The sequence below is a fragment of the Citrobacter sp. CK180 genome (assembly GCF_030333655.1).
Classification (GTDB): domain Bacteria; phylum Pseudomonadota; class Gammaproteobacteria; order Enterobacterales; family Enterobacteriaceae; genus Citrobacter_B; species Citrobacter_B koseri.
The window spans coordinates 160,645-184,063 of record NZ_JAOWFM010000057.1 but is presented as its reverse complement, the minus strand read 5'-3'; the positions used below and the strand labels follow the sequence as shown (position 1 = coordinate 184,063).

Here is a 23,419-nt window from a genome sequence, read left to right as displayed (position 1 = left end):
TGGCTTGCTGACTTCGGTAGGCCTGGTCCCTTAAGGAGAGGACAATGGTTGCGGTAAGAAGTGCACATCTTAATAAAGCTGGTGAGTTTGATCCGAAAAAATGGATCGCGAGTCTGAGTATCTCCAGCCAGCAGTCGTGTGAACGCTTAGCCGAAACCTGGGCGTATTGCCTGCAACAGACACAAGGACATCCCGATGCGGAACTGTTGCTGTGGCGTGGCGTGGAGATGGTGGAAATCCTCTCTACGTTAAGTATGGATATCGACACGCTGCGGGCGGCGCTGCTCTTCCCCCTGGCTGACGCCAATGTTGTCAGCGAAGATATCCTGCGCGAGAGCGTGGGGACATCGATCGTCAATCTGATTCACGGTGTGCGCGATATGGCGGCGATTCGTCAGCTGAAAGCGACGCATAACGATTCCGTCTCCTCCGAGCAGGTGGATAACGTTCGTCGGATGCTGCTGGCGATGGTGGACGACTTCCGCTGCGTGGTCATCAAGCTGGCGGAACGCATCGCCCATCTGCGCGAGGTTAAAGACGCGCCGGAAGATGAACGCGTACTGGCGGCGAAAGAGTGCACCAATATCTATGCTCCGCTGGCTAACCGGCTGGGCATCGGGCAACTGAAGTGGGAGCTGGAAGATTACTGCTTCCGCTATCTGCACCCGGCGGAATACAAGCGGATCGCCAAACTGCTGCACGAACGCCGCATTGACCGCGAGCATTACATTGAAGAGTTTGTCGGGCATCTGCGTTCTGAAATGAAAACCGAAGGCGTGAAGGCGGAGGTCTATGGCCGCCCGAAACACATCTACAGCATCTGGCGCAAAATGCAGAAAAAGCATCTGGCGTTTGACGAGCTGTTTGACGTGCGCGCCGTGCGTATTGTGGCTGAACGTTTGCAGGACTGCTATGCCGCGCTGGGGATTGTGCATACGCACTATCGCCATCTGCCGGACGAGTTCGATGATTACGTCGCCAATCCGAAACCTAATGGCTACCAGTCAATCCATACGGTGGTGCTTGGCCCTGGCGGTAAAACCGTTGAGATCCAGATTCGTACCAAACAGATGCATGAAGATGCCGAACTGGGCGTCGCGGCGCACTGGAAGTACAAAGAGGGAGCGGTCTCCGGGGGGGCGCGCACGGGCCATGAAGACAGAATTGCGTGGCTGCGTAAGCTGATCGCCTGGCAGGAAGAGATGGCGGATTCTGGCGAAATGCTGGATGAAGTGCGCAGCCAGGTCTTTGACGACCGGGTGTATGTCTTTACGCCAAAAGGCGATGTGGTGGATCTGCCCGCAGGCTCCACGCCGCTTGACTTTGCCTACCATATCCACAGCGATGTGGGGCATCGCTGCATCGGGGCGAAAATCGGCGGGCGTATCGTGCCGTTTACCTATCAGTTGCAGATGGGCGATCAGATTGAAATCATCACCCAGAAGCAGCCAAACCCTAGCCGGGACTGGCTCAACCCGAACCTGGGCTATGTGACGACCAGCCGTGGCCGTTCCAAAATTCACGCCTGGTTCCGCAAGCAGGATCGGGACAAGAACATTCTCGCCGGGCGGCAAATCCTCGACGATGAACTGGCGCATTTGGGCATCAGCCTGAAAGAGGCGGAAAAACACCTGCTGCCGCGCTACAACTTCAATGAGCTGGAGGAACTGCTGGCGGCGATTGGCGGCGGGGATATTCGCCTTAACCAGATGGTGAATTTCCTGCAATCGCAGTTTAATAAGCCGAGCGCCGCCGAACAGGATGCCGCCGCGCTGAAACAGCTTCAGCAGAAAACATATGCTCCTCAGAATCGCCGTAAAGACGATGGCCGCGTGGTGGTGGAAGGGGTCGGCAACCTGATGCACCACATTGCGCGCTGCTGCCAGCCGATTCCAGGAGATGAGATTGTCGGGTTTATCACCCAGGGGCGCGGTATTTCCGTACACCGGGCGGACTGCGAACAGCTTGTGGAACTGCGTTCTCATGCACCGGAACGTATCGTGGATGCGGTGTGGGGCGAGAGCTACTCTGCGGGATATTCGCTGGTGGTACGCGTTCAGGCCAACGATCGCAGCGGCTTGTTGCGGGATATCACCACCATTCTGGCTAACGAGAAGGTGAACGTGCTGGGGGTGGCCAGCCGCAGCGACACCCGGCAGCAGCTCGCCACCATCGATATGACCATCGAAATTTACAACCTGCAAGTGCTGGGGCGCGTTCTCAGTAAACTCAACCAGGTGCCGGATGTGATCGACGCGCGTCGTTTGCACGGCAATTAATTTTTCCCGGCCGGATAAGTTTTATAGGCCTGATAAGACGCGTCAGCGTTGCCATCAGGCATTGCCAGCTGCCGGATAGCAGCTGTCGCCTTATCCGGCCTACGTTGGTGACAATTTTCAGGATATTCCAATGAATCAAATCGATCGCCTGCTTGGCATCATGCAACGCTTGCGCGACCCGGAAAACGGCTGCCCGTGGGACAAAGAGCAGACGTTTGCCACCATTGCGCCGTATACCCTTGAAGAAACCTATGAAGTGCTCGACGCCATTGCCCGTGAGGACTTTGACGACCTGCGCGGAGAGCTGGGCGATCTGCTGTTTCAGGTCGTGTTTTATGCGCAGATGGCGCAGGAAGAAGGGCGCTTTGACTTTAATGATATTTGCGCCGCCATCAGCGATAAACTGGAACGTCGCCACCCGCACGTCTTTGCGGACGTAGCCGCTCACAACAGTACCGAGGTATTAGCCCGCTGGGAGCAAATCAAAACCGAAGAGCGCGCGCAGAAAGCGCAGCATTCGGCGTTGGATGATATTCCCCGCAGCTTACCGGCGTTAATGCGCGCGCAAAAAATCCAGAAGCGCTGTTCGAACGTCGGCTTTGACTGGACGACGTTAGGGCCGGTTGTCGATAAGGTGTATGAAGAGATCGACGAGGTCATGTTCGAGGCGCGGCAGGCTGTCGTAGACCAGGCTAAACTGGAGGAGGAAATGGGCGACCTGCTCTTTGCCACCGTCAATATGGCGCGTCATTTAGGGACAAAAGCAGAGACCGCGTTACAAAAAGCCAATGAAAAGTTCGAACGGCGTTTTCGTGAAGTTGAGCGGATTGTTGCGGCGCGAGGCCTGGAAATGACGGGGGTTGATCTGGAAACAATGGAAGAAGTCTGGCAGCAGGTAAAACGCCAGGAAATTGATCTCTAACGAATTTAGGCAGTCAAGGGCGTTTTGTGTGATTTTTTAAATAACAAGCTCTTGATTTACGTCAAAAACATTTACCCCAAAGGGGCTATTTTCTCTTCCCGTTATGTTGATGAAACACCTTGTATACTGCCTCTTCGAGTTATTCGAGTCGCAACAAGGCGGCGACTGAAAGAATCCCCAGGAACATAGAAATGCGATGTGACTGGGGGGAGTGAAGGAAGCTAACACTGGTGCGGCTTGAAGAACGAAGGAGAGGGGATAATGAAAGTTTGTGGCGTACGCCATGTTCGGGTATACTGCTTTCCCGTCCTGGTTATTCCATCGTCTTTTAAACCTAACTTCTCAGGTTCAGCATGACAACGAACTATATTTTTGTGACCGGCGGGGTCGTATCCTCTCTGGGTAAAGGCATTGCCGCAGCCTCCCTCGCAGCCATTCTTGAAGCCCGTGGCCTCAACGTGACCATCATGAAACTGGATCCGTACATCAACGTCGATCCTGGTACTATGAGTCCAATCCAACACGGGGAAGTGTTCGTTACTGAAGACGGCGCCGAAACCGATCTGGACCTGGGTCACTATGAGCGCTTCATTCGCACCAAGATGAGCCGCCGCAACAACTTCACCACGGGTCGTATTTACTCTGACGTTCTGCGTAAAGAACGCCGTGGCGATTATCTGGGCGCAACCGTACAGGTTATCCCGCACATCACCAACGCGATTAAAGAGCGCATCATCGAAGGCGGCGAAGGCCACGACGTGGTGCTGGTCGAAATCGGCGGTACTGTCGGTGATATCGAGTCCCTGCCGTTCCTGGAAGCGATTCGTCAACTGGCGGTTGATATCGGTCGTGAGCACGCGCTGTTTATGCACCTGACGCTGGTGCCGTACATGGCCGCGGCAGGCGAAGTCAAAACGAAACCGACGCAGCACTCCGTTAAAGAACTGCTCTCCATCGGTATCCAGCCGGATATTCTGATCTGCCGTTCCGATCGCGCCGTTCCGGCCAATGAACGTGCGAAGATTGCATTGTTCTGTAACGTTGCTGAAAAGGCCGTTATTTCTCTGAAAGACGTCGATTCTATTTATAAAATTCCGGGCATGTTGAAATCTCAGGGTCTGGACGATTATATTTGTAAACGATTCAGCTTAGACTGCCCGGAAGCGAACCTGGCCGAATGGGAACAGGTTATCTACGAAGAAGCGAACCCGGCGGGCGAAGTGACTATCGGTATGGTCGGCAAGTACATTGAACTGCCGGATGCCTATAAGTCGGTGATTGAAGCGCTGAAACACGGTGGCCTGAAGAACCGTGTCACCGTCAACATCAAGCTGATCGATTCGCAGGATGTTGAAACGCGCGGCGTCGAAATTCTGAAAGATTTGGACGCTATCCTGATCCCTGGCGGCTTCGGCTACCGTGGTGTTGAAGGTAAGGTCGCGACGGCGCGTTATGCGCGTGAAAACAATATTCCTTATCTGGGTATTTGCCTGGGTATGCAGGTTGCGCTGATTGAATTTGCGCGCAACGTAGCGGGTATGGAAAACGCCAACTCAACGGAATTTGTGCCAGACTGTAAGTACCCTGTTGTGGCGCTGATTACCGAGTGGCGTGACGAGAACGGCAACGTTGAAGTCCGTACGGAGAAGAGCGATCTGGGTGGCACCATGCGTCTTGGCGCGCAGATGTGTCAGCTTTCCGATGAGAGCCTGGTTCGCCAGATGTACGGTACGCCGACAATCACTGAGCGCCATCGTCACCGCTATGAAGTCAACAACATGTTGTTGAACCAAATTGAAGCTGCGGGTCTGCGCATTGCGGGCCGTTCCGGGGATGATCAGTTGGTCGAGATCATCGAAGTGCCGAACCATCCGTGGTTCGTTGCCTGTCAATTCCACCCGGAATTTACTTCAACGCCGCGTGACGGGCATCCGCTGTTTGCAGGCTTTGTGAAAGCCGCCAGCGACTATCAGAAGCGTCAGGCGAAGTAAGAAGTAAAAAAGTTAGAACGGCAACGCGTACCAAAGGTACGCGTTGTTTGTCTGGAGTTTTAGTTTAACTTGTACTGAGGAAAACCTAATGTCCAAAATCGTTAAAGTCATCGGTCGTGAAATCATCGACTCCCGTGGTAACCCGACTGTTGAAGCCGAAGTACACCTGGAAGGTGGTTTCGTTGGTATGGCAGCCGCTCCGTCAGGTGCTTCTACGGGTTCCCGCGAAGCGCTGGAACTGCGCGATGGCGACAAATCCCGTTTCCTGGGTAAAGGCGTAACCAAAGCTGTTGCAGCGGTTAACGGCCCGATCGCTCAGGCAATCCTTGGCAAAGACGCCAAAGATCAGGCTGGCATTGATAAAATCATGATCGACCTGGACGGTACTGAAAACAAATCTAACTTCGGTGCGAACGCGATCCTGGCTGTGTCTCTGGCTAACGCCAAAGCCGCTGCGGCCTCTAAAGGTCAGCCGCTGTACGAGCACATCGCTGAACTGAACGGCACCCCGGGCAAATACTCCATGCCGGTTCCGATGATGAACATCATCAACGGCGGCGAGCACGCTGACAACAACGTTGATATCCAGGAATTCATGATTCAGCCGGTTGGCGCTAAAACCCTGAAAGAAGCAGTGCGTATGGGTTCTGAAGTGTTCCACAACCTGGCTAAAGTTCTGAAAGCTAAAGGTATGAACACTGCTGTTGGTGACGAAGGCGGCTATGCGCCGAACCTGGGCTCCAACGCTGAAGCACTGGCTGTTATCGCTGAAGCGGTTAAAGCTGCTGGCTACGAGCTGGGCAAAGACATCACTCTGGCGATGGACTGCGCAGCATCTGAATTCTACAAAGACGGCAAATACGTTCTGGCTGGCGAAGGCAACAAAGCGTTCACCTCTGAAGAATTCACTCACTTCCTGGAAGACCTGACCAAACAGTACCCGATCGTTTCCATCGAAGACGGTCTGGACGAGTCTGACTGGGACGGTTTCGCATACCAGACCAAAGTGCTGGGCGACAAAATCCAGCTGGTTGGTGACGACCTGTTCGTAACCAACACCAAGATCCTGAAAGAAGGTATCGACAAAGGCATCGTTAACTCCATCCTGATCAAATTCAACCAGATCGGTTCTCTGACCGAAACGCTGGCTGCTATCAAGATGGCGAAAGACGCTGGCTACACTGCCGTTATCTCTCACCGTTCTGGCGAAACTGAAGACGCGACCATCGCTGACCTGGCTGTTGGTACCGCAGCAGGCCAGATCAAAACCGGTTCTATGAGCCGTTCTGACCGTGTTGCTAAATACAACCAGCTGATTCGTATCGAAGAAGCGCTGGGCGAAAAAGCTCCGTACAACGGTCGTAAAGAGATCAAAGGTCAGGCGTAATCCTGCTCTTCACTCTTAACGTAAAAAACCCGCTCCGGCGGGTTTTTTTATGGCGTGCGTTTGGCGCAGCTGCTGTGCATGACCTTAGCGAGGCTTTCTGCGATAATCACTGATTATCCCCTTAACAGAGAATGCTATGCAGTACCCGATTAACGAGATGTTCCAGACCTTGCAAGGTGAGGGTTACTTTACCGGCGTCCCCGCCATTTTTATCCGTTTACAGGGATGCCCGGTTGGCTGTGCCTGGTGCGATACCAAACACACCTGGGATAAGCTTGAAGATCGGGAAGTGTCGTTGTACAGCATCCTGGCGAAGACCAAAGAGAGCGATAAGTGGGGCGCGGCAAGTAGTGAAGACCTGTTGGCGGTGATAAGCCGACAGGGGTATACCGCGCGTCATGTCGTGATCACCGGCGGTGAGCCCTGTATCCATGACCTGATGCCATTGACCGATTTACTTGAGAAGAATGGATTCAGCTGTCAGATTGAAACCAGCGGTACCCACGAGGTGCGCTGTACGCCCAATACCTGGGTGACGGTCTCGCCGAAGGTGAATATGCGCGGTGGCTATGACGTCCTGTCACAGGCGCTGGAGCGTGCGAATGAAATCAAGCACCCTGTTGGTCGCGTCCGTGATATTGAAGCGCTGGATGAGCTATTGGCGACGCTGAGCGACGATAAGCCGCGAATCATTGCCTTGCAGCCAATCAGCCAGAAAGAAGACGCGACGCGTCTATGCATTGAAACCTGTATCGCGCGTAACTGGCGCTTATCAATGCAGACGCACAAATATCTGAATATTGCGTGATAAAAAATCGTTAGCGTGCTCGCCGGGGGCGCTTCGCTTGCCCGGCCTACGGTCATGCTCATTTGTAGGCCGGATAAGACGCAACGCGTCGCCATCCGGCACGTTCGCCCGTTCATTTACCGGCCGGATAAGACGCGAGATAAGGAATACTACGCGTTCGACCAGCTTTGAATCGAATCGACGTTATCCAGATTGCCATGCAGCACTTCATACGACTTTTTCAAAATCACATCGGTGTATTGCGTTAAGTCGCGGAAAATCCCTTTATTCAGTGCGTCATAGCGTCTGGCATTGCTCTCTATCGGCATAAACACATCTTTTACCCGCACCATTTTTTCAACCGCGGTCTCATAGTTCGGGTACAGACCAAGCCCTATGGCCGTGTTAATTGCCGCTCCCAGACTCGCGCAGCCATTTATCACATTGCGTCTGGCGGGGAGATTGAACACATCGGCAAAGATTTGCATAAACAGGTCGCTATTCGAACCACCCCCGGTGATGATCACATGTTTAGCAAAGTGGTTCATTTCATTGCACATATTGTCGTAGTTGTTTTTCAGCGTCAGCGCAACGCTCTCCAGAATAGAACGGTAAATCCATGCGTAATCCATGCTGGAATCAAAGCCGATCATGATTCCTCGCTTGAACGGTTCCCAGGGGTTGGTCAGCCAGTCGAGAACCGTCATTAAACCGTTACAGCCAGGCGGTACGCCGGCCGCTTTCTTATTGAGTAAATCTTCCGGCGACAGCCCCTGTGCTTTGGCGTCCTGAATCAGTGATTCGCCCAACATATCCCGCAGCCAGCTGACCGTCCACATGCCTTTACGAATACCGTAGCCTTCATAGAGCAGGGTTTCGGGAATAGAAGACATAATCGGCCAGTAAGCGACCGGATCTTTGGGGAGCGCTTTGCCGTTCATCATCAGGGCGATATAGGTGCCTAATGAGACAACTGCGGTTTCATCGTCCAGCAATCCTGCGCCCAGTGCTTCCACTGGTTTGTCGCTGGTGGTGCAGACCACGGGCAAGCCGACAGGGAAACCCGTTGCCAGGGCGGCGGCTTCAGTCAGATGACCGAGCACGCTTCCCGGCATCTGGACGTCAAACAGCATCCTGCGCGGAATGTTGAACTTCTTCATCACCTCATCGTCATCGCTCCACGCCCAGGTGTTGTAATCCACCGGCCACTGCCCAAAGTAGTTGGCGATATTGTCTTTAAACTCACCGGTTAAGCGATGCGACAGATAACCTGAAAATGAGGTGACATAAGCCACATCGGGGTTGGTATGCTCGTAGGGACGGGTTACGCGCGCGTCCTGCCAGCTAATCAGCGGAGCTGCGGGCGTGCCGTCTGCTTTTAATAATGCGCGACAGCAACGGATGGAACCCAGACCGATTCCAGCAATGTCTTTTCTGTCACCCGAAAACTGACTCATCAGGTCTTGCCCTGCGGAGCATAAAGACGTCCATAAATCATCATCAGGATGTTCTGCCGTATTGGCATCGGGTGTATACATGGGCTGTAACAATCCTTTCCCTTCGCACACCACATTCCCTTCGAGATCGTACATCACGACCTTCGTACTCTGACTTCCGCCATCAATTCCAATGATGTATTTCTTCGACATTGTCATTCTCCTTAATTTTCTCTCTTCACTCGCCGGAGGCTTCTGCGGCCAGCGATGTCATCTTTTCCGGTGTGGCGTTAGCGGTACGAATTTTGCGAAAGAGCAAAAAGGTAAACAGAATCACCATACACAGCGCCGCCAGTCCCATCAGCCACATGTTGCGATAGGCTTCCGCTGCCGGGAGCGTGTCCTGCCAGTGGCCTACGATCGGATAAACAAAAACGTCGGGTAGAAAACCGATAACCGAGCAGATACCTACCGTCGTTCCCATGATGTAAGACGGCGTTCTGGCTTCACCAGGGCAGGCCCAGTAAAGCCCGCGTGAGGCGTAGCAGGTGAAGCCCAACAGCAGAATCAGGCCGATCCCCATCACGACAGACTGTGGATTTGAGTTGGTGACCAGCAGCGCAATAAGCGCGACGGCTCCGACAATGGAGAGAAGCTGAATGACGCGCGTCGGCGATTTAATTTTGCTGTAAGTGGTAATGATGCCGCCCAGCGGGCCACAGATAGCGCGGAAAATTTTGTTGATCACAATGCCCATGTAACTCGCGGCGACCAGCGACATGCCATACATTTCGGTCAGGTAGTTGGTGGAGTAGCTGAGGATGGCATAGATCGTAAAGACACCGAAGATGACCATGCTGCAATACCAGGTGGTGCTGATGCGTAACACGGCCAGAATATCGCTGAGCTGGAATGATTTTTTCTCTTCTTTTGCCGCGCTGCTGTGATGATGACCATCGCTGACGAAGAACCAGCACAGGATACCCAGCAGGATATAGACCACGCTGTAAATCAGAATCACCGTTTTCAGGCTGTTGCTGTCATCCGGCGCGAAGCGAGAAAAGACCCACATGGTAAACACTGCCAGCGACATCACGCCGACGCCGCGCAGCCCTTCCATCCAGCCCATAATTTTGCCTTGTTCACTGTGATCGCCAAGCAGCGACGCGGCTTTAATGGATACGGACCACAGCATCAGGATTGTCGTAATCGCGAACGCGACCTGAATGCACAGCATGACCCATAGCGGTGGATACGTCGCCATGACCAGACCGAGGAGTCCGGTAATAATCATTGCGGAGGTAATCATTTTGCGATGGGAAAACTTATCGGCGATGATTCCGCTGGGCGCATAAAGAATAATAGCAGCAACACCAAAGGTACTCATTATTAGCCCTATTTCGGTATTGCTAAATCCCATAAATTTTGCCATGGGAATTTGATATATATAGCGTAAATAAGCCAGATCAAAACTGACGCCACCGCTAAAACTAATAATGGCGAGGGTTATCCAGCGGCGATATGAGTTGTGTTGCATATCGAATTCCCATTTGTAATGGACAAAAAAAAGAGAAAAGTAAGCCGCCTTTTCAGGAGGATTACTTTTCTCAGGTCTCTAGTAATTGCGTTAGAAATAGCATGGAAGGGCAGCTTATAGTGTGAGAATAATCACGCTTCTTGTTTTTTACCATAATTACAAAGCGAACGGTTCATCTGTGATTACGATCACATTAGATGTCTGGAGGTTGTGCTAAAAATTTACGCCAGTTACCAGAGATAATGAGAAAGGTAACTTCCCTCTCGCGGGGGAAGTTACCTTTCTTTTTTTTTGCCTGAAGGAATTTGGAGCCAACTATGTCGATCGAATCTCTCAATGCATTCTCAATGGATTTTTTCTCCCTGAAAGGGAAAACGGCAATTGTAACGGGCGGGAACAGTGGTCTGGGTCAGGCTTTCGCGATGGCGCTGGCGAAAGCCGGAGCCAACCTTTTTATTCCCAGCTTCGTAAAGGATAACGGTGAAACGAAAGAACTCATTGAAGCACAAGGTGTTGAAGTGGCGTTCATGCAAGTGGACATCACCGAGAAAGGCGCGCCGCAGAAGATTATTGCCGCCTGCTGCGAGCGTTTTGGCACGGTAGATATTCTGGTGAACAACGCCGGGATCTGTAAGCTGAATAAGGTTCTGGACTTTGGCCGCGCGGACTGGGACCCGATGATTGATGTTAACCTGACCGCGGCGTTTGAGCTGAGCTATGAAGCGGCAAAAATTATGATCCCACAAAATAGCGGGAAAATTATTAATATCTGCTCTTTGTTCTCTTATCTTGGCGGGCAGTGGTCTCCGGCTTATTCAGCAACCAAGCATGCGCTTGCTGGTTTTACCAAAGCATATTGCGATGAACTTGGGCAATATAATATTCAGGTTAACGGTATTGCGCCGGGTTATTATGCCACTGATATTACGCTGGCAACCCGCAGTAACCCGGAAACTAATCAGCGTGTACTGGATCATATTCCGGCCAATCGTTGGGGTGATACTCAGGATCTTATGGGGGCGGCGATATTCCTCGCCAGTCAGGCATCAAATTATGTTAATGGTCATCTTTTGGTTGTCGATGGCGGTTATCTGGTGCGTTAATTTTAATATCGGTGGTTTCTGGTTTTTATTTTATTCTGCATTGACTATCAGGAAGGATTTATTATGTCATTATCCCGTGAAGCGATTGTTGACCAGTTAAAAGAAATTGTGGGTTCCGGGCGTGTTATTACGGATGAAACCGTATTAAAGAAAAACAGTATTGACCGTTTTCGCAAATATGCGGATATTCACGGCGTTTACACGTTGCCCATTCCGGCGGCCGTGGTTAAGCTCGGTTCGACGGAGCAGGTCTCTCGCGTTCTGGCATTCATGAACCAGCATAAAATCAATGGCGTGCCGCGTACCGGCGCGTCTGCGACGGAAGGCGGTCTGGAAACTGTCGTCAAAGATTCTGTGGTGCTGGACGGCGCAGGGATGAATCAAATCCTGAGTATTGATATCGAAAACATGCAGGCAACCGCGCAATGTGGCGTACCGCTTGAGATTCTGGAAAACGCGCTGCGTGAAAAAGGCTATACCACCGGGCACTCGCCGCAGTCTAAGCCGCTGGCGCAGATGGGCGGTCTGGTCGCCACTCGCAGTATCGGCCAGTTCTCCACGCTGTACGGCGCGATTGAAGATATGGTGGTGGGGCTGGAAGCCGTACTGGCGGACGGAACCATTACCCGCATCAAAAACGTGCCTCGCCGGGCGGCCGGGCCGGATATCCGCCACATCATCATTGGGAACGAAGGTGCGCTGTGCTACATCACTGAAGTCACAGTGAAAATCTTTAAGTTCACGCCCGAAAACAACCTCTACTACGGCTATGTGCTGGACGACATGAAAACCGGTTTCGACATCCTGCGTGAAGTCATGGTGGAAGGCTATCGCCCCTCCATTGCGCGCCTGTACGACGCCGAAGATGGAACCCAGCACTTCACGCATTTTGCCGACGGCAAATGTGTGCTGATTTTTATGGCTGAAGGCAATCCGCGACTGGCGCAAGCCACCGGCGAAGGGATTGCGGAGATCGTGGCGCGCTACCCGCAGTGCCAGCGGGTGGACAGCAAACTTATCGAAAACTGGTTCAACCATCTGAACTGGGGGCCGGAAAAAGTGGCTGCCGAACGCGTACAGATCCTGAAAACCGGCAATATGGGCTTTACGACGGAAGTATCTGGTTGCTGGAGCTGCATCCATCAAATCTACGAAAGCGTGATCAACCGTATCCGTACCGAGTTCCCGCATGCGGACGATATCACCATGCTGGGCGGCCACTCTTCTCACAGCTATATCAACGGCACCAACATGTATTTTGTGTACGACTACAACGTGGTGGACTGCAAGCCGGAAGAGGAGATTGATAAGTACCATAACCCGCTCAACAAGATCATCTGCGAAGAGACGATCCGTCTTGGCGGCTCAATGGTGCATCACCACGGCATTGGTAAGCACCGCGTTCACTGGAGCAAGCTGGAACACGGTAGCGCCTGGCCGCTGCTGGAAGGTCTCAAGCGCCAGTTTGATCCAAACGGTATTATGAATACAGGCACGATCTACCCGATTGAAAAATAGAGAGTTATACGCAAAATCCTTTAAGCTGCATCAGGCAGCTTAAAGGGCGAAGCGTATAAACGGCTTCTCAACCGGGAAGCCGCGACTTTACCGGACAATGAAGGGGCTACGATGAACACTTCACCGGTGCGAATGGATGATTTACCGCTGAATGGTTTTCATTGCCGCATTGCTGCGCTGACATTCGGCGCGCATTTGACCGATGGCTATGTATTAGGCGTCGTCGGCTATGCCATGATCCAACTGACCCCCGCCATGCAACTGACGCCTTTTATGGAAGGGATGATTGGCGGCTCGGCGCTGGTTGGACTTTTTCTCGGTAGCCTGATCCTGGGATGGGTATCTGATTATATCGGGCGTCAGAAAATTTTTACCTTCAGCTTTATGCTGATAACCATCGCCTCTTTCCTACAGTTTTTTGCCACAACGCCGGAACAGCTTATTGGCTTGCGCATTCTGATTGGTATCGGCCTTGGCGGTGACTACTCGGTTGGTCATACATTGCTGGCTGAATTTGCGCCGCGTCGCCATCGGGGAATATTACTGGGCGCATTCAGTGTGGTGTGGACTATTGGCTATGTTCTGGCGAGCCTGGTGGGGCATCATTTTATTCAGGAAACGCCGGATGCCTGGCGCTGGCTGCTGGCATCGGCATCATTACCCGCGCTGTGCATTACGTTCTTACGCTGGGGAACGCCGGAGTCGCCTCGCTGGCTGATGCGTCAGGGGCGGATAACAGAAGCGTATGCGATTGTGCACCGCTATTTTGGCACGCATGTGCTGCTCGGCGATGAGGTGGCGGCGCCGACGAGCAGACATATCAAAACGCTATTTTCAACGCATTACTGGCGAAGAACCGCGTTTAACAGCGTGTTCTTTGTCTGCCTGGTGATCCCGTGGTTTGTGATTTACACCTGGCTTCCCACCATTGCACAAACGATCGGTCTTGAAAATGCGCTAACCGCCAGCCTGATGCTTAACGCGCTGCTGATTGTTGGCGCGCTGCTGGGGCTGCTGTTAACACACCTGTTGGCGCACCGCCAATTTCTGCTCGGCAGTTTTATGCTGCTCGCCGCGACGCTTGTCGTCATGGCTTGTTTACCGGCGGGAAGCAGCCTGACGCTGTTGCTGTTTGTGTTGTTCAGTACCACCATTTCTGCCGTCAGCAATCTGGTGGGGGTTCTGCCTGCGGAAAGCTTCCCGACGGATATTCGTTCCCTGGGCGTCGGGTTTGCCACGGCAATGAGCCGATTAGGGGCGGCGATCAGCACCAGTTTGTTGCCCTGGACGCTGGCGCAGTGGGGAATGCAGGTCACGCTATTACTGCTGGCTGGGATATTAGTCATCGGATTTGTGGTGACCTGGCTGTGGGCGCCGGAAACCAAGGCGCTGCCGCTGGTGGCTGCCGGGAGTGTGGACAAAAGACAGGGAGGTGTGAATGAACATTCTGTTAGCGTTTAAGGCAGAGCCCGATCCCGGCATGCTGGCGGAGAAAGACTGGCAGGCGGCGGATACCCACGGCCCGGATGTTTCCTTGCTGCGTTGCTCCCTAGGTGCGGATGAACAGGCGGCGGCAGCGTTGCTGCTGGCTCAGCGCAATGGGGGCTGTGAGATGACGTTGACTGCGTTAAGCATCGGCGACGAGCGGGCGCTCCACTGGTTACGCTATTTTGTCGCGCTGGGTTTTGAGACGCCGGTGTTGCTGGAGACGACGGCAGACCTGCGGTTTGCTCCCGAATTTGTCGCCAGGAACATTGCCGACTGGCAGCGTAATCACGGTGCGGATCTGATTATAACGGGCTGTCAGAGTAGCGAGGGTCAGAACAGTCAGACGCCATTTCTGGTTGCTGAAATGCTGGCGTGGCCCTGTTTTACCCAGGTGGAGCGTTTTACGCTTGAGCCTCCTTTTATTGTGGTTGAGCAGCGAACGATGACCGGGCTTCGGCGTTGTCGGGTACGGTTCCCGGCCGTCATCGCCGTCAGGCAGTGTGGTGAAGTGGCGCTTCCCGTACCGGGGATGCGCCAGCGTCTGGCGGCGGCGAAAGCAGACGTCGAGCGTCGGAACGTTGTGGTTGAGACAACACCAGCGGTTCAGTGCCTGCGTCTGGAGAGGCCGGAGCAGCGGCGGCATGCAACGATTATCAGCGGCGCGACGGCGCAGGAAAAAGCCCGGAGGCTATGGGCGGATTATTTGCGCCAGAGGATGCCGTCATGAAAATTGCTATCATTACTGACTCGCATGAGTGTGCGGCGATGGCGAGCTGGATCGCAGAGAATGCGCTTTGCACCGCAGAACTGGAGCGCTGGATTATCGATCCCGTGCCGGATGTTGCAGAGCAGGTACTGGATGCGCTGGCGGCGCAATGGCTGCGGACACCTGTTGATATGCTGATCTTTCCGGCAGGTAGTCCGGGCGATGAACTGGCGACGCGACTCGCCTGGCGCCTGCATGGCGGCAGCCTCTGTCAGGTTCTGGCTGTGGATGTGCGACAAGGCCTGGTGAAAAAATCCCACTGGGGGAATGCGCTGACGGCAACGTTGCAAATTACCGCACGCCCTTTGTGCCTGTCGCTGGCGCGACAGCCGGAGGTGAGCGCTTCTGGTCATTCCTTGCCTGTGATGACGGAATATCTGATTACCCCCACGGCGCCCCCCGACTGGCTGGATAAGGTGGAAAGCGTAAATAGCGTCGCTACCCATCCTTTGTTACGTGCCGGGCGCGTACTGGTGGTTGGGCAAGGGGGAAGTGAAGCGGATGCAGATAAGATTACCGCGCTTGGTCAGGCGCTTGATGCTGAGGTAGGGTACAGCCGTGCGCGGGTGATGAACGGCGGTTTTGATGCCGATCGCGTGACTGGAATATCGGGGCATCTGCTGTCGCCGGATGTCTGTATCGTGGCTGGCGCGTCAGGAGCGGCGGCGTTGATGGCCGGAGTACGCCAGAGCCGTTTTGTTGTGGCGATAAACCACGATGCCAGCGCGCCGGTTTTTGCGCAGGCGGATGTCGGGATTGTCGATGACTGGCTACCGGTGCTGGAAGAGTTGGTCCGCTGCAAAAATGCCTGATGGCGCTACGCTTATCAGGCCTACGTGTAGGCCGGATAAGACGATTTATCGTCGCCATCCGGCGTTGCCCGGCTTAATTAAGGTGTTTCGCTAACGTCCAGACGTCGGTATTGGTGGTGGAAAGCGCCGCCACACCGGCTTTCATCGCATTGCGGGCGTCTTCTTCATCGCATACCAGCCCCCCGGCAATCAGCGGCTGGCGTATCTTCTCTGTCACCCAGCCCAACACTTTCGGCATACAGCCCGGCAGGATCTCAATACAGTCCGGGTTTGACTGCGCGACCTGCTTATCAATATTGTGAAATGAAATGGAATCAACGATAAACAGACGGTGAATACAGAAAAAACCTTCCGCTCTGGCGGCTTTCAGCATTGCCGCTTTCGTGCTGATGATGCCATCCGCTTCGGTGACCAATTTTAAAAACTGGATCACGACCTCTTTATTTGACGCCCCCTCCAGCAGATCAACGTGGATAAACGCATATTTACCCGCATTTTTTATTTTCTTCACAATCGCGCTGATGGTGCAAATGTTCCCGTACAGCACGGAGATGAACTGACATTCGGAATCAATGGCTAACTGTAGGCTGGCGTTATCTTTAACGGCGGCAATCACCGGATTCTGGCGGAGCAGGTGTAACAGGGGCATAGATTATCCTTATATACTCGTCATACTTCAATTTGCTGGTGCGTTGGCTTTCCTCGCAACTCGAATTATTTAGAGTATCAAATTAGCCAAATCGGTAAGTGATGCCAAACCCAGATGCCGGGTAGCGCCACTGTTGCAGCGTTTTTTCATCACACAGTAGTCGACAGGCGCCGCACTCCAGGCAGCCGCGAAAGTCGACTTGCAGGCCCCCTTCCGGTGTGCGGGAAAAGAGTCCGGCGGGGCAGGACGTGATCAGCCGTTCTGCCGTTTTGCTGTCGACAGCGGTAGCCGTAACGATATGGGAAATATCGGCGGGGCGCCAGATGTTGCGGGCTACAGACATCGTAAGCTCCTGATAATATCGCCTGCCAGATGGCGCAGGCCGTGACGGCGAAAATGACGCCAGACGATCTGGCGCAGCGGCGGCACGGGATGATGCCCCTGATGCCAGAGCTCGTGAGAAATATCCTGCATTAATGCAGGCCATTGACGATACCATCCCGGGCGCTGCAACAGCGCGGGAACGTCCCGATAGCGTTGCAAAACCTCCCACAGCAGACTGTGCCGGATGTCCTGATGATAGGCCGGGAACAGATTTTGCGGCGCATGTTTCTGGCAGGCGTTAATCAGGGTTTGCGCGGCCGCCTGAGCGCCGATGAGCGCCATATCCATACCGCGTACGGAGAAGCCGGTATTGACGCAGCTGCGCAACGCATCGCCTGTCAGCAGCCAGCCTTCGCCTGCGTACTGGACGGGCATGCTGTGTAAGCCGCCTTCCGGCACCAGATGCGCGCCGTACTCCAGCGTTTCGCTGCCTCTGAGCAAAGGACGCAGCGCTGGATGCGCTTTGAGTCGTTCCAGCAGTTCGACTGTCGGAATGTCGCTCTGCGCAACAGAAGAGAGTGGACACACTACACCTAAAGAGAGCGTCTCCTGGTTGGTATAAAGAAACGCGCCGCCGGGGAGATCGCCGCAAATTTCTCCGCTAAACAACATGGCGGCACCTTCCTCCCCGGACAATCGGAAGCGCTCTTCAAGCGTCTGTTTATCCAGCGCCAGCACCTCCTTGATCCCCAGCGCCATTGATGTCGCGGCGGGGCGAGGCAGGAATCCATACCGTTCCGCCAGCACGCTGTTTGCTCCTTCTGCCAGTACGACATAACGGGCGCGCAGCGTTTCATCTTCGCACATGACGCCGCAGACTCGGCCATCTTCAATATGGAGCGCTTCAACCGTAACGCCGTTAACGCACTGTACCCCTGCGGCCTCGGCCTGAGCGACAAACCAGGGATCAAAGCGGGCGCGCAGCAGACTCCATGAGTCACCGTCTGGTTGCAGGCTGGACCAGGTTGTCGCGCCATCACGGGTTAATAGCGTGAGGTTTTCCTGAGTGATACGGCGTTCAAGGGGGGCGGACTGGTGAACGTCGGGAAGAAGTTCGGCGAGCGCATGACAATATAAACGACCGCCGGAAAGATTTTTGCTGCCGGGAAACTCACCGCGTTCAATCAGCAGGACTGAGAGTCCAGCCCGCGCACAGCGTAAAGCACAAGCAGTGCCCGCTATCCCTGCACCGATGATGATGATATCGAAATCGTCAGCCATGTTGTGCTCCAGAAATCCTGAGAACACAACCCTAACATAACGTTATTTAAGGAAAATTGACCCGCGACACAAACGAAAAAATCACTCGCCGCGATACACGCAGCCTGCTGTGCAGGTCTCTTTCACCATTACCGCGCTCAGCAGCGGTACGGCAGGTTTAACCTGATCCCAAATCCATTTTGCCAGCACTTCGCTGGTTGGATTTTCCAGACCTGGAATATCGTTCAGATAATAATGATCCAGACGATCGTACGTCGGTTTGAACGCGGCTTTCAGTTCGGCGAAATCCATGATCCAACCGGTATGCGGATCGACGTCACCGGTAATTTCAAGGCGCACCATAAATGAATGACCATGCAGGCGGCCACATTTATGCCCTTCCGGTACGTGGGGCAGGCGGTGAGCGGCTTCAAAGGTGAAATCTTTAAACAAGGTGGTGGACATGGATGATTAACTCTCAAGAATACAAAAACCGCCGTAGGGTACCGGAAAGCACATTTTTTATCATTAACTAAAACGGCGTTGACGCGCGGATAATGAGATTTACACAAGAATTGTGAATTATTTCTTTCTATTTCAATAGGTTGTTTAATCGCTTTTGTTGTTAATAACTATAACTAAAACAGGTTAGTCCATTTGGTTATTTGTTATTTCCATCCCTTCTTTAATTGTTATTATCCCCGCCGTTAACCTTATCGCTAGTTTGGTCTTTTTGCATAAATTCCGCTTTGCTACTGGAACATAACGACGCATGACAACACAGGCCCCACCATCCGCTTTGCTTCCGCTAAACCCGGAGCAACTGGCACGCCTTCAGGCGGCCACAACCGATCTTTCCCCCACCCAGCTTGCCTGGGTTTCCGGCTATTTCTGGGGAATGCTGAACCAGCAGCCGGGCACGCTCGCCGCCACGCCAGCGCCTGTCGCTGAAATGCCGGGTATTACGCTTATTTCTGCATCGCAAACCGGCAATGCGCGGCGCGTGGCGGAAGCCCTGCGCGATGACCTGCTGGCGGCGAAACTGAACGTCACGCTGGTTAATGCGGGTGACTACAAATTCAAACAGATCGCCAATGAGAAGCTGCTGGTTGTGGTCGCGTCCACGCAGGGCGAAGGCGAACCGCCGGAAGAAGCCGTTGCGCTGCGTAAGTTTCTGTTCTCTAAAAAAGCGCCGAAGCTCGACAACACCGCCTTCGCCGTCTTTGGCCTCGGTGATACCTCCTATGAATTTTTCTGCCAGGCGGGTAAAGATTTCGACAGCAAGCTGGCGGAACTGGGGGGTGAGCGTCTGCTCGATCGCGTCGATGCGGATGTGGAATACCAGGCGGCGGCACAAGAATGGCGGGCTCGCGTTGTTGACGTACTGAAAGCGCGTGCGCCGAGCGCATCGGCAGCGCAGGTCGCTGTCGCGACAACAGGGGCCGTGAATGACGTGCATTCCAGCCCTTATACCAAAGAAGCGCCGCTGAGCGCCTCGCTCGCCGTCAATCAGAAAATCACCGGCCGCGACTCGGAAAAAGATGTGCGCCATATCGAAATCGATCTGGGCGATTCCGGCCTGCGTTATCAGCCGGGCGATGCCCTGGGCGTCTGGTATCAGAACGATCCTGAACTGGTCAAAGAGATCGTCGAACTGGTCTGGCTGAAAGGCACGGAGCCGGTCACCGTTAACGGTAAGGTGCTGCCGCTTGCCGAAGCCTTGCAGTGGCATTTTGAGCTGACGGTGAACACCACCAATATCGTGGAAAACTACGCCACGCTGACCCGCAGCGAATCGCTGTTGCCGCTGGTGGGTGATAAAGCCCAGTTGCAGCATTACGCCGCGACGACGCCTGTCGTTGATATGCTGCGTTTCTCTCCGGCTCAGCTGGATGCTGACGCGCTGGTGGGGCTGCTGCGCCCGCTGACGCCGCGTCTTTACTCGATAGCCTCTTCCCAGGCGGAAGTCGAGAGCGAAGTGCATATCACCGTAGGCGCCGTGCGTTATGAAATAGAAGGCCGGGCGCGGGCGGGCGGGGCATCAAGCTTCCTGGCCGACCGCGTGGAAGAAGAGGGTGAAGTGCGCGTATTTATCGAACACAACGATAATTTCCGTCTGCCGGCCAACCCGGAAACACCGGTAATCATGATTGGTCCAGGCACCGGGATCGCCCCTTTCCGCGCCTTTATGCAGCAGCGTGCGGCAGATGAAGCGCCGGGTAAAAACTGGTTGTTCTTTGGCAACCCGCACTTTACCGAAGATTTCCTCTACCAGGTGGAATGGCAGCGCTATGTCAAAGAGGGCGTCCTGAGCCGCATCGATCTGGCCTGGTCCCGCGATCAAAAAGAAAAAATATACGTACAAGACAAACTGCGCGAACAGGGCGCAGAGCTGTGGCGCTGGATTAATGACGGCGCGCACATTTATGTCTGCGGCGACGCCAATCGCATGGCGAAAGACGTTGAGCAGGCACTGCTGGAAGTGATTGCCGAATTCGGCGGTATGGATGCCGAAGCGGCGGATGAATTTTTAAGTGAGCTGCGCGTTGAGCGCCGTTATCAGCGAGATGTCTACTAATGAGCGAAAAACATCCAGGCCCACTGGTGGTCGAAGGTAAACTGGCAGATGCCGAGCGCATGAAGCTTGAGAGCAACTACCTGCGCGGCACCATTGCTGAAGATTTGAATGACGGCCTGACCGGCGGTTTTAAAGGCGACAACTTTCTGCTGATCCGTTTTCACGGTATGTACCAGCAGGATGACCGCGACATTCGCGCCGAGCGCGCCGAGCAGAAGCTGGAGCCGCGTCATGCGATGCTGCTGCGTTGCCGTCTGCCGGGTGGGGTTATCACCACCAGACAGTGGCAGGCGATCGATAAATTCGCCGCGGAAAATACGATTTACGGCAGCATTCGCCTGACTAACCGTCAGACCTTCCAGTTCCACGGCATTCTGAAAAAGAACGTGAAGCCGGTACATCAGATGCTGCACTCCGTTGGGCTGGACGCGCTGGCGACCGCCAACGACATGAACCGTAACGTGCTGTGCACCTCTAACCCGTATGAGTCTGAGCTGCATGCCGAAGCCTATGAGTGGGCGAAAAAGATCTCCGAGCATTTGCTGCCGCGTACCCGCGCCTATGCGGAGATCTGGCTTGATCAGGAAAAGGTCGCCACAACAGATGAGGAGCCGATCCTCGGCCAGACCTATCTGCCGCGTAAGTTCAAAACGACCGTGGTGATCCCGCCGCAGAACGACATCGATCTGCACGCCAACGACATGAACTTTGTCGCTGTGGCGGAAAACGGCAAGCTGGTGGGCTTTAACCTGCTGGTCGGCGGCGGGCTTTCTATTGAGCACGGGAACAAGAAAACGTATGCCCGCACCGCGAGCGAGTTCGGCTATCTGCCGCTGGAGCATACCCTGGCGGTGGCGGAAGCGGTGGTGACGACTCAGCGCGACTGGGGTAATCGCACCGATCGTAAAAATGCCAAAACCAAATACACTCTGGAGCGTGTTGGGGTCGAGACGTTCAAGGCGGAAGTCGAGCGTCGTGCAGGCATCAAATTTGAACCGATCCGCCCGTATGAATTTACCGGGCGCGGCGATCGCATCGGTTGGGTGAAAGGCATCGACAACAAATGGCACCTGACGCTGTTTATTGAGAATGGCCGTATTCTGGATTATCCGGGGCGCCCGCTGAAAACCGGTCTGCTGGAGATCGCGAAGATCCATAAGGGTGAATTCCGTATTACCGCCAACCAGAACCTGATCATTGCCGGCGTGCCGGAAAGCCAGAAAGCGAAGATTGAAAAACTGGCGCGCAACCACGGCCTGATGAATGCGGTCACGTCGCAGCGTGAAAACTCGATGGCCTGCGTATCGTTCCCGACCTGCCCGCTGGCGATGGCGGAAGCGGAGCGTTTCCTGCCGACCTTCGTCGATAAAGTGGACGCGTTGATGACCCACCACGGCGTGAGCGATGAGCACATCGTGCTGCGCGTGACGGGTTGCCCAAATGGCTGCGGACGCGCCATGCTGGCGGAAGTCGGCCTGGTGGGGAAAGCGCCGGGCCGTTATAACCTGCATCTGGGCGGCAATCGCATCGGAACGCGTATCCCGCGTATGTTCAAAGAGAATATTACCGAGCCGGAAATTCTGGCGTCGCTGGATGAATTGATTGGGCGCTGGGTGAAAGAGCGCGAAGCGGGTGAAGGCTTCGGCGACTTTACGGTGCGTGCGGGCATCATTCGCCCGGTGCTCGATCCCGCCCGGGATTTCTGGGAATAACGTGCATCGCCGGATGGCGGCATAAATGCCTTATCCGGCCTACGTAGACGGTAGGCCGGATAAGCGCAGCGCCATCAGGCAAGGCAAACAGTGAGGAACTTATGTCCGTACTCGATCTAAACGCCCTGAATGAATTGCCAAAAGTTGAGCGCGTCATGGCGCTGGCTGAAACCAACGCGCAGCTGGAAAAGTTGGATGCTGAAGGACGCGTGGCGTGGGCGCTGGAGAATCTACCCGGTGAATACGTGCTCTCGTCGAGCTTTGGTATTCAGGCGGCGGTCAGCCTGCATCTGGTTAACCAGATTCGCCCGGATATTCCGGTTATCCTGACCGATACCGGCTATCTGTTCCCGGAAACCTACCAGTTTATTGATGAGCTGACGGAAAAGCTGAACCTGAACCTGAAAGTCTACCGTGCGACGGAAAGCGCGGCCTGGCAGGAAGCCCGCTACGGTAAACTGTGGGAGCAAGGCGTTGAGGGCATTGAGAAATACAATGACATCAACAAAGTCGAGCCGATGAACCGGGCGTTAAAAGAGCTTAACGCGCAAACGTGGTTTGCTGGCCTGCGCCGCGAACAATCCGGGAGCCGGGCGCATCTGCCTGTGCTGGCGATTCAGCGCGGCGTTTTTAAAGTGCTGCCCATCATCGACTGGGATAACCGGACGGTGTACCAGTATCTGCAAAAACACGGTCTGAAATATCATCCGCTATGGGATCAGGGCTATCTGTCGGTTGGCGATACCCACACCACCCGTAAATGGGAGCCCGGCATGGCGGAAGAAGAGACGCGATTCTTCGGGCTGAAGCGCGAGTGCGGGCTGCACGAAGGGTGATTGTTTGCCTGATGGCGCTGCGCTTATCAGGCCT

Annotated in this window: 19 protein-coding genes; 13 read left to right on the top strand and 6 right to left on the bottom strand. The window is 54.3% G+C overall.

What is annotated here, in order from left to right:
* The first annotated feature begins 44 nt into the window (after positions 1-44).
* The 5 genes from relA to queE all read left to right on the top strand — a co-directional run bounded on the left by relA (position 45) and on the right by queE (position 7,387).
* A complete protein-coding gene (relA, locus tag OGV50_RS23185; RefSeq protein WP_047461598.1) occupies positions 45-2,279 on the top strand; it encodes a GTP diphosphokinase in 2,235 nt (744 codons plus the stop codon).
* 130 nt (positions 2,280-2,409) lie between these two features.
* On the top strand, positions 2,410-3,201 hold the full coding sequence (gene mazG / locus OGV50_RS23180) for a nucleoside triphosphate pyrophosphohydrolase (RefSeq protein WP_012134891.1): 792 nt from the start codon (positions 2,410-2,412) through the stop codon (positions 3,199-3,201).
* Between the two features lie 353 nt (positions 3,202-3,554).
* Positions 3,555-5,192 carry a glutamine hydrolyzing CTP synthase gene (gene pyrG, locus OGV50_RS23175; protein WP_047461602.1) on the top strand — a complete coding sequence of 546 codons (1,638 nt, stop codon included), beginning with the start codon at positions 3,555-3,557 and terminating at the stop codon, positions 5,190-5,192.
* 88 nt (positions 5,193-5,280) lie between these two features.
* Positions 5,281-6,579, top strand: a complete 1,299-nt coding sequence (gene eno / locus OGV50_RS23170) for a phosphopyruvate hydratase (RefSeq protein ID WP_012134889.1) — start codon at positions 5,281-5,283, stop codon at positions 6,577-6,579.
* 136 nt (positions 6,580-6,715) lie between these two features.
* Positions 6,716-7,387, top strand: a complete 672-nt coding sequence (gene queE / locus OGV50_RS23165; protein WP_047461605.1) for a 7-carboxy-7-deazaguanine synthase QueE — start codon at positions 6,716-6,718, stop codon at positions 7,385-7,387.
* A 149-nt stretch (positions 7,388-7,536) separates the two neighbouring features.
* On the opposite strand, the gene OGV50_RS23160 is transcribed toward queE, so the two are convergent.
* Complete coding sequence (locus OGV50_RS23160) at positions 7,537-9,015, bottom strand: FGGY-family carbohydrate kinase (RefSeq protein ID WP_286488800.1); 1,479 nt, start codon at positions 9,013-9,015, stop codon at positions 7,537-7,539.
* Positions 9,016-9,040: 25 nt separating this feature from the next.
* Complete coding sequence (locus OGV50_RS23155; protein WP_058668025.1) at positions 9,041-10,339, bottom strand: MFS transporter; 1,299 nt, start codon at positions 10,337-10,339, stop codon at positions 9,041-9,043.
* Between the two features lie 317 nt (positions 10,340-10,656).
* Between OGV50_RS23155 and OGV50_RS23150 the strand changes: the two genes are divergently transcribed.
* The 5 genes from OGV50_RS23150 (at position 10,657) to OGV50_RS23130 (ending at position 16,026) form a co-directional block, all read left to right on the top strand.
* Positions 10,657-11,442, top strand: a complete 786-nt coding sequence (locus OGV50_RS23150; protein ID WP_012134885.1) for an SDR family oxidoreductase — start codon at positions 10,657-10,659, stop codon at positions 11,440-11,442.
* A gap of 63 nt (positions 11,443-11,505) precedes the next feature.
* A complete protein-coding gene (locus OGV50_RS23145; protein WP_012134883.1) occupies positions 11,506-12,960 on the top strand; it encodes an FAD-binding oxidoreductase in 1,455 nt (484 codons plus the stop codon).
* Between the two features lie 111 nt (positions 12,961-13,071).
* On the top strand, positions 13,072-14,421 hold the full coding sequence (locus tag OGV50_RS23140) for an MFS transporter (RefSeq protein ID WP_232103851.1): 1,350 nt from the start codon (positions 13,072-13,074) through the stop codon (positions 14,419-14,421).
* Positions 14,399-15,175 (top strand): adenine nucleotide alpha hydrolase family protein, encoded by a 777-nt coding sequence (locus OGV50_RS23135; RefSeq protein WP_200092733.1) that lies wholly within the window; start codon positions 14,399-14,401, stop codon positions 15,173-15,175. Before OGV50_RS23140 ends, OGV50_RS23135 begins: the two co-directional genes overlap by 23 nt.
* Positions 15,172-16,026, top strand: a complete 855-nt coding sequence (locus OGV50_RS23130) for an electron transfer flavoprotein subunit alpha/FixB family protein (protein ID WP_286488799.1) — start codon at positions 15,172-15,174, stop codon at positions 16,024-16,026. Before OGV50_RS23135 ends, OGV50_RS23130 begins: the two co-directional genes overlap by 4 nt.
* 73 nt (positions 16,027-16,099) lie before the next feature.
* On the opposite strand, the gene OGV50_RS23125 is transcribed toward OGV50_RS23130, so the two are convergent.
* From OGV50_RS23125 to queD, 4 genes are all read right to left on the bottom strand, one after another.
* Complete coding sequence (locus OGV50_RS23125; protein WP_012134878.1) at positions 16,100-16,675, bottom strand: glycerol-3-phosphate responsive antiterminator; 576 nt, start codon at positions 16,673-16,675, stop codon at positions 16,100-16,102.
* A gap of 82 nt (positions 16,676-16,757) precedes the next feature.
* The gene (locus tag OGV50_RS23120; RefSeq protein WP_286488798.1) at positions 16,758-17,018 is read right to left on the bottom strand and encodes a ferredoxin family protein; all 261 of its coding nucleotides are present in this window, start codon (positions 17,016-17,018) and stop codon (positions 16,758-16,760) included.
* A complete protein-coding gene (locus OGV50_RS23115; protein ID WP_200092735.1) occupies positions 17,009-18,280 on the bottom strand; it encodes an FAD-dependent oxidoreductase in 1,272 nt (423 codons plus the stop codon). The genes OGV50_RS23120 and OGV50_RS23115 overlap by 10 nt, the downstream gene beginning before the upstream one ends.
* Positions 18,281-18,361: 81 nt before the next feature.
* The gene (gene queD / locus OGV50_RS23110; protein WP_012134875.1) at positions 18,362-18,724 is read right to left on the bottom strand and encodes a 6-carboxytetrahydropterin synthase QueD; all 363 of its coding nucleotides are present in this window, start codon (positions 18,722-18,724) and stop codon (positions 18,362-18,364) included.
* Positions 18,725-19,031: 307 nt separating this feature from the next.
* Here queD and cysJ point away from each other — a divergent pair, with 307 nt between their 5' ends.
* The 3 genes from cysJ (at position 19,032) to cysH (ending at position 23,385) form a co-directional block, all read left to right on the top strand.
* Complete coding sequence (gene cysJ / locus OGV50_RS23105; RefSeq protein ID WP_200092736.1) at positions 19,032-20,837, top strand: NADPH-dependent assimilatory sulfite reductase flavoprotein subunit; 1,806 nt, start codon at positions 19,032-19,034, stop codon at positions 20,835-20,837.
* Entirely contained in the window at positions 20,837-22,549 is a 1,713-nt protein-coding gene (gene cysI / locus OGV50_RS23100) for an assimilatory sulfite reductase (NADPH) hemoprotein subunit (protein WP_012134872.1), read from the top strand. The genes cysJ and cysI overlap by 1 nt, the downstream gene beginning before the upstream one ends.
* Positions 22,550-22,650: 101 nt before the next feature.
* Entirely contained in the window at positions 22,651-23,385 is a 735-nt protein-coding gene (cysH, locus tag OGV50_RS23095; protein ID WP_058668019.1) for a phosphoadenosine phosphosulfate reductase, read from the top strand.
* Positions 23,386-23,419: the final 34 nt, after the last annotated feature.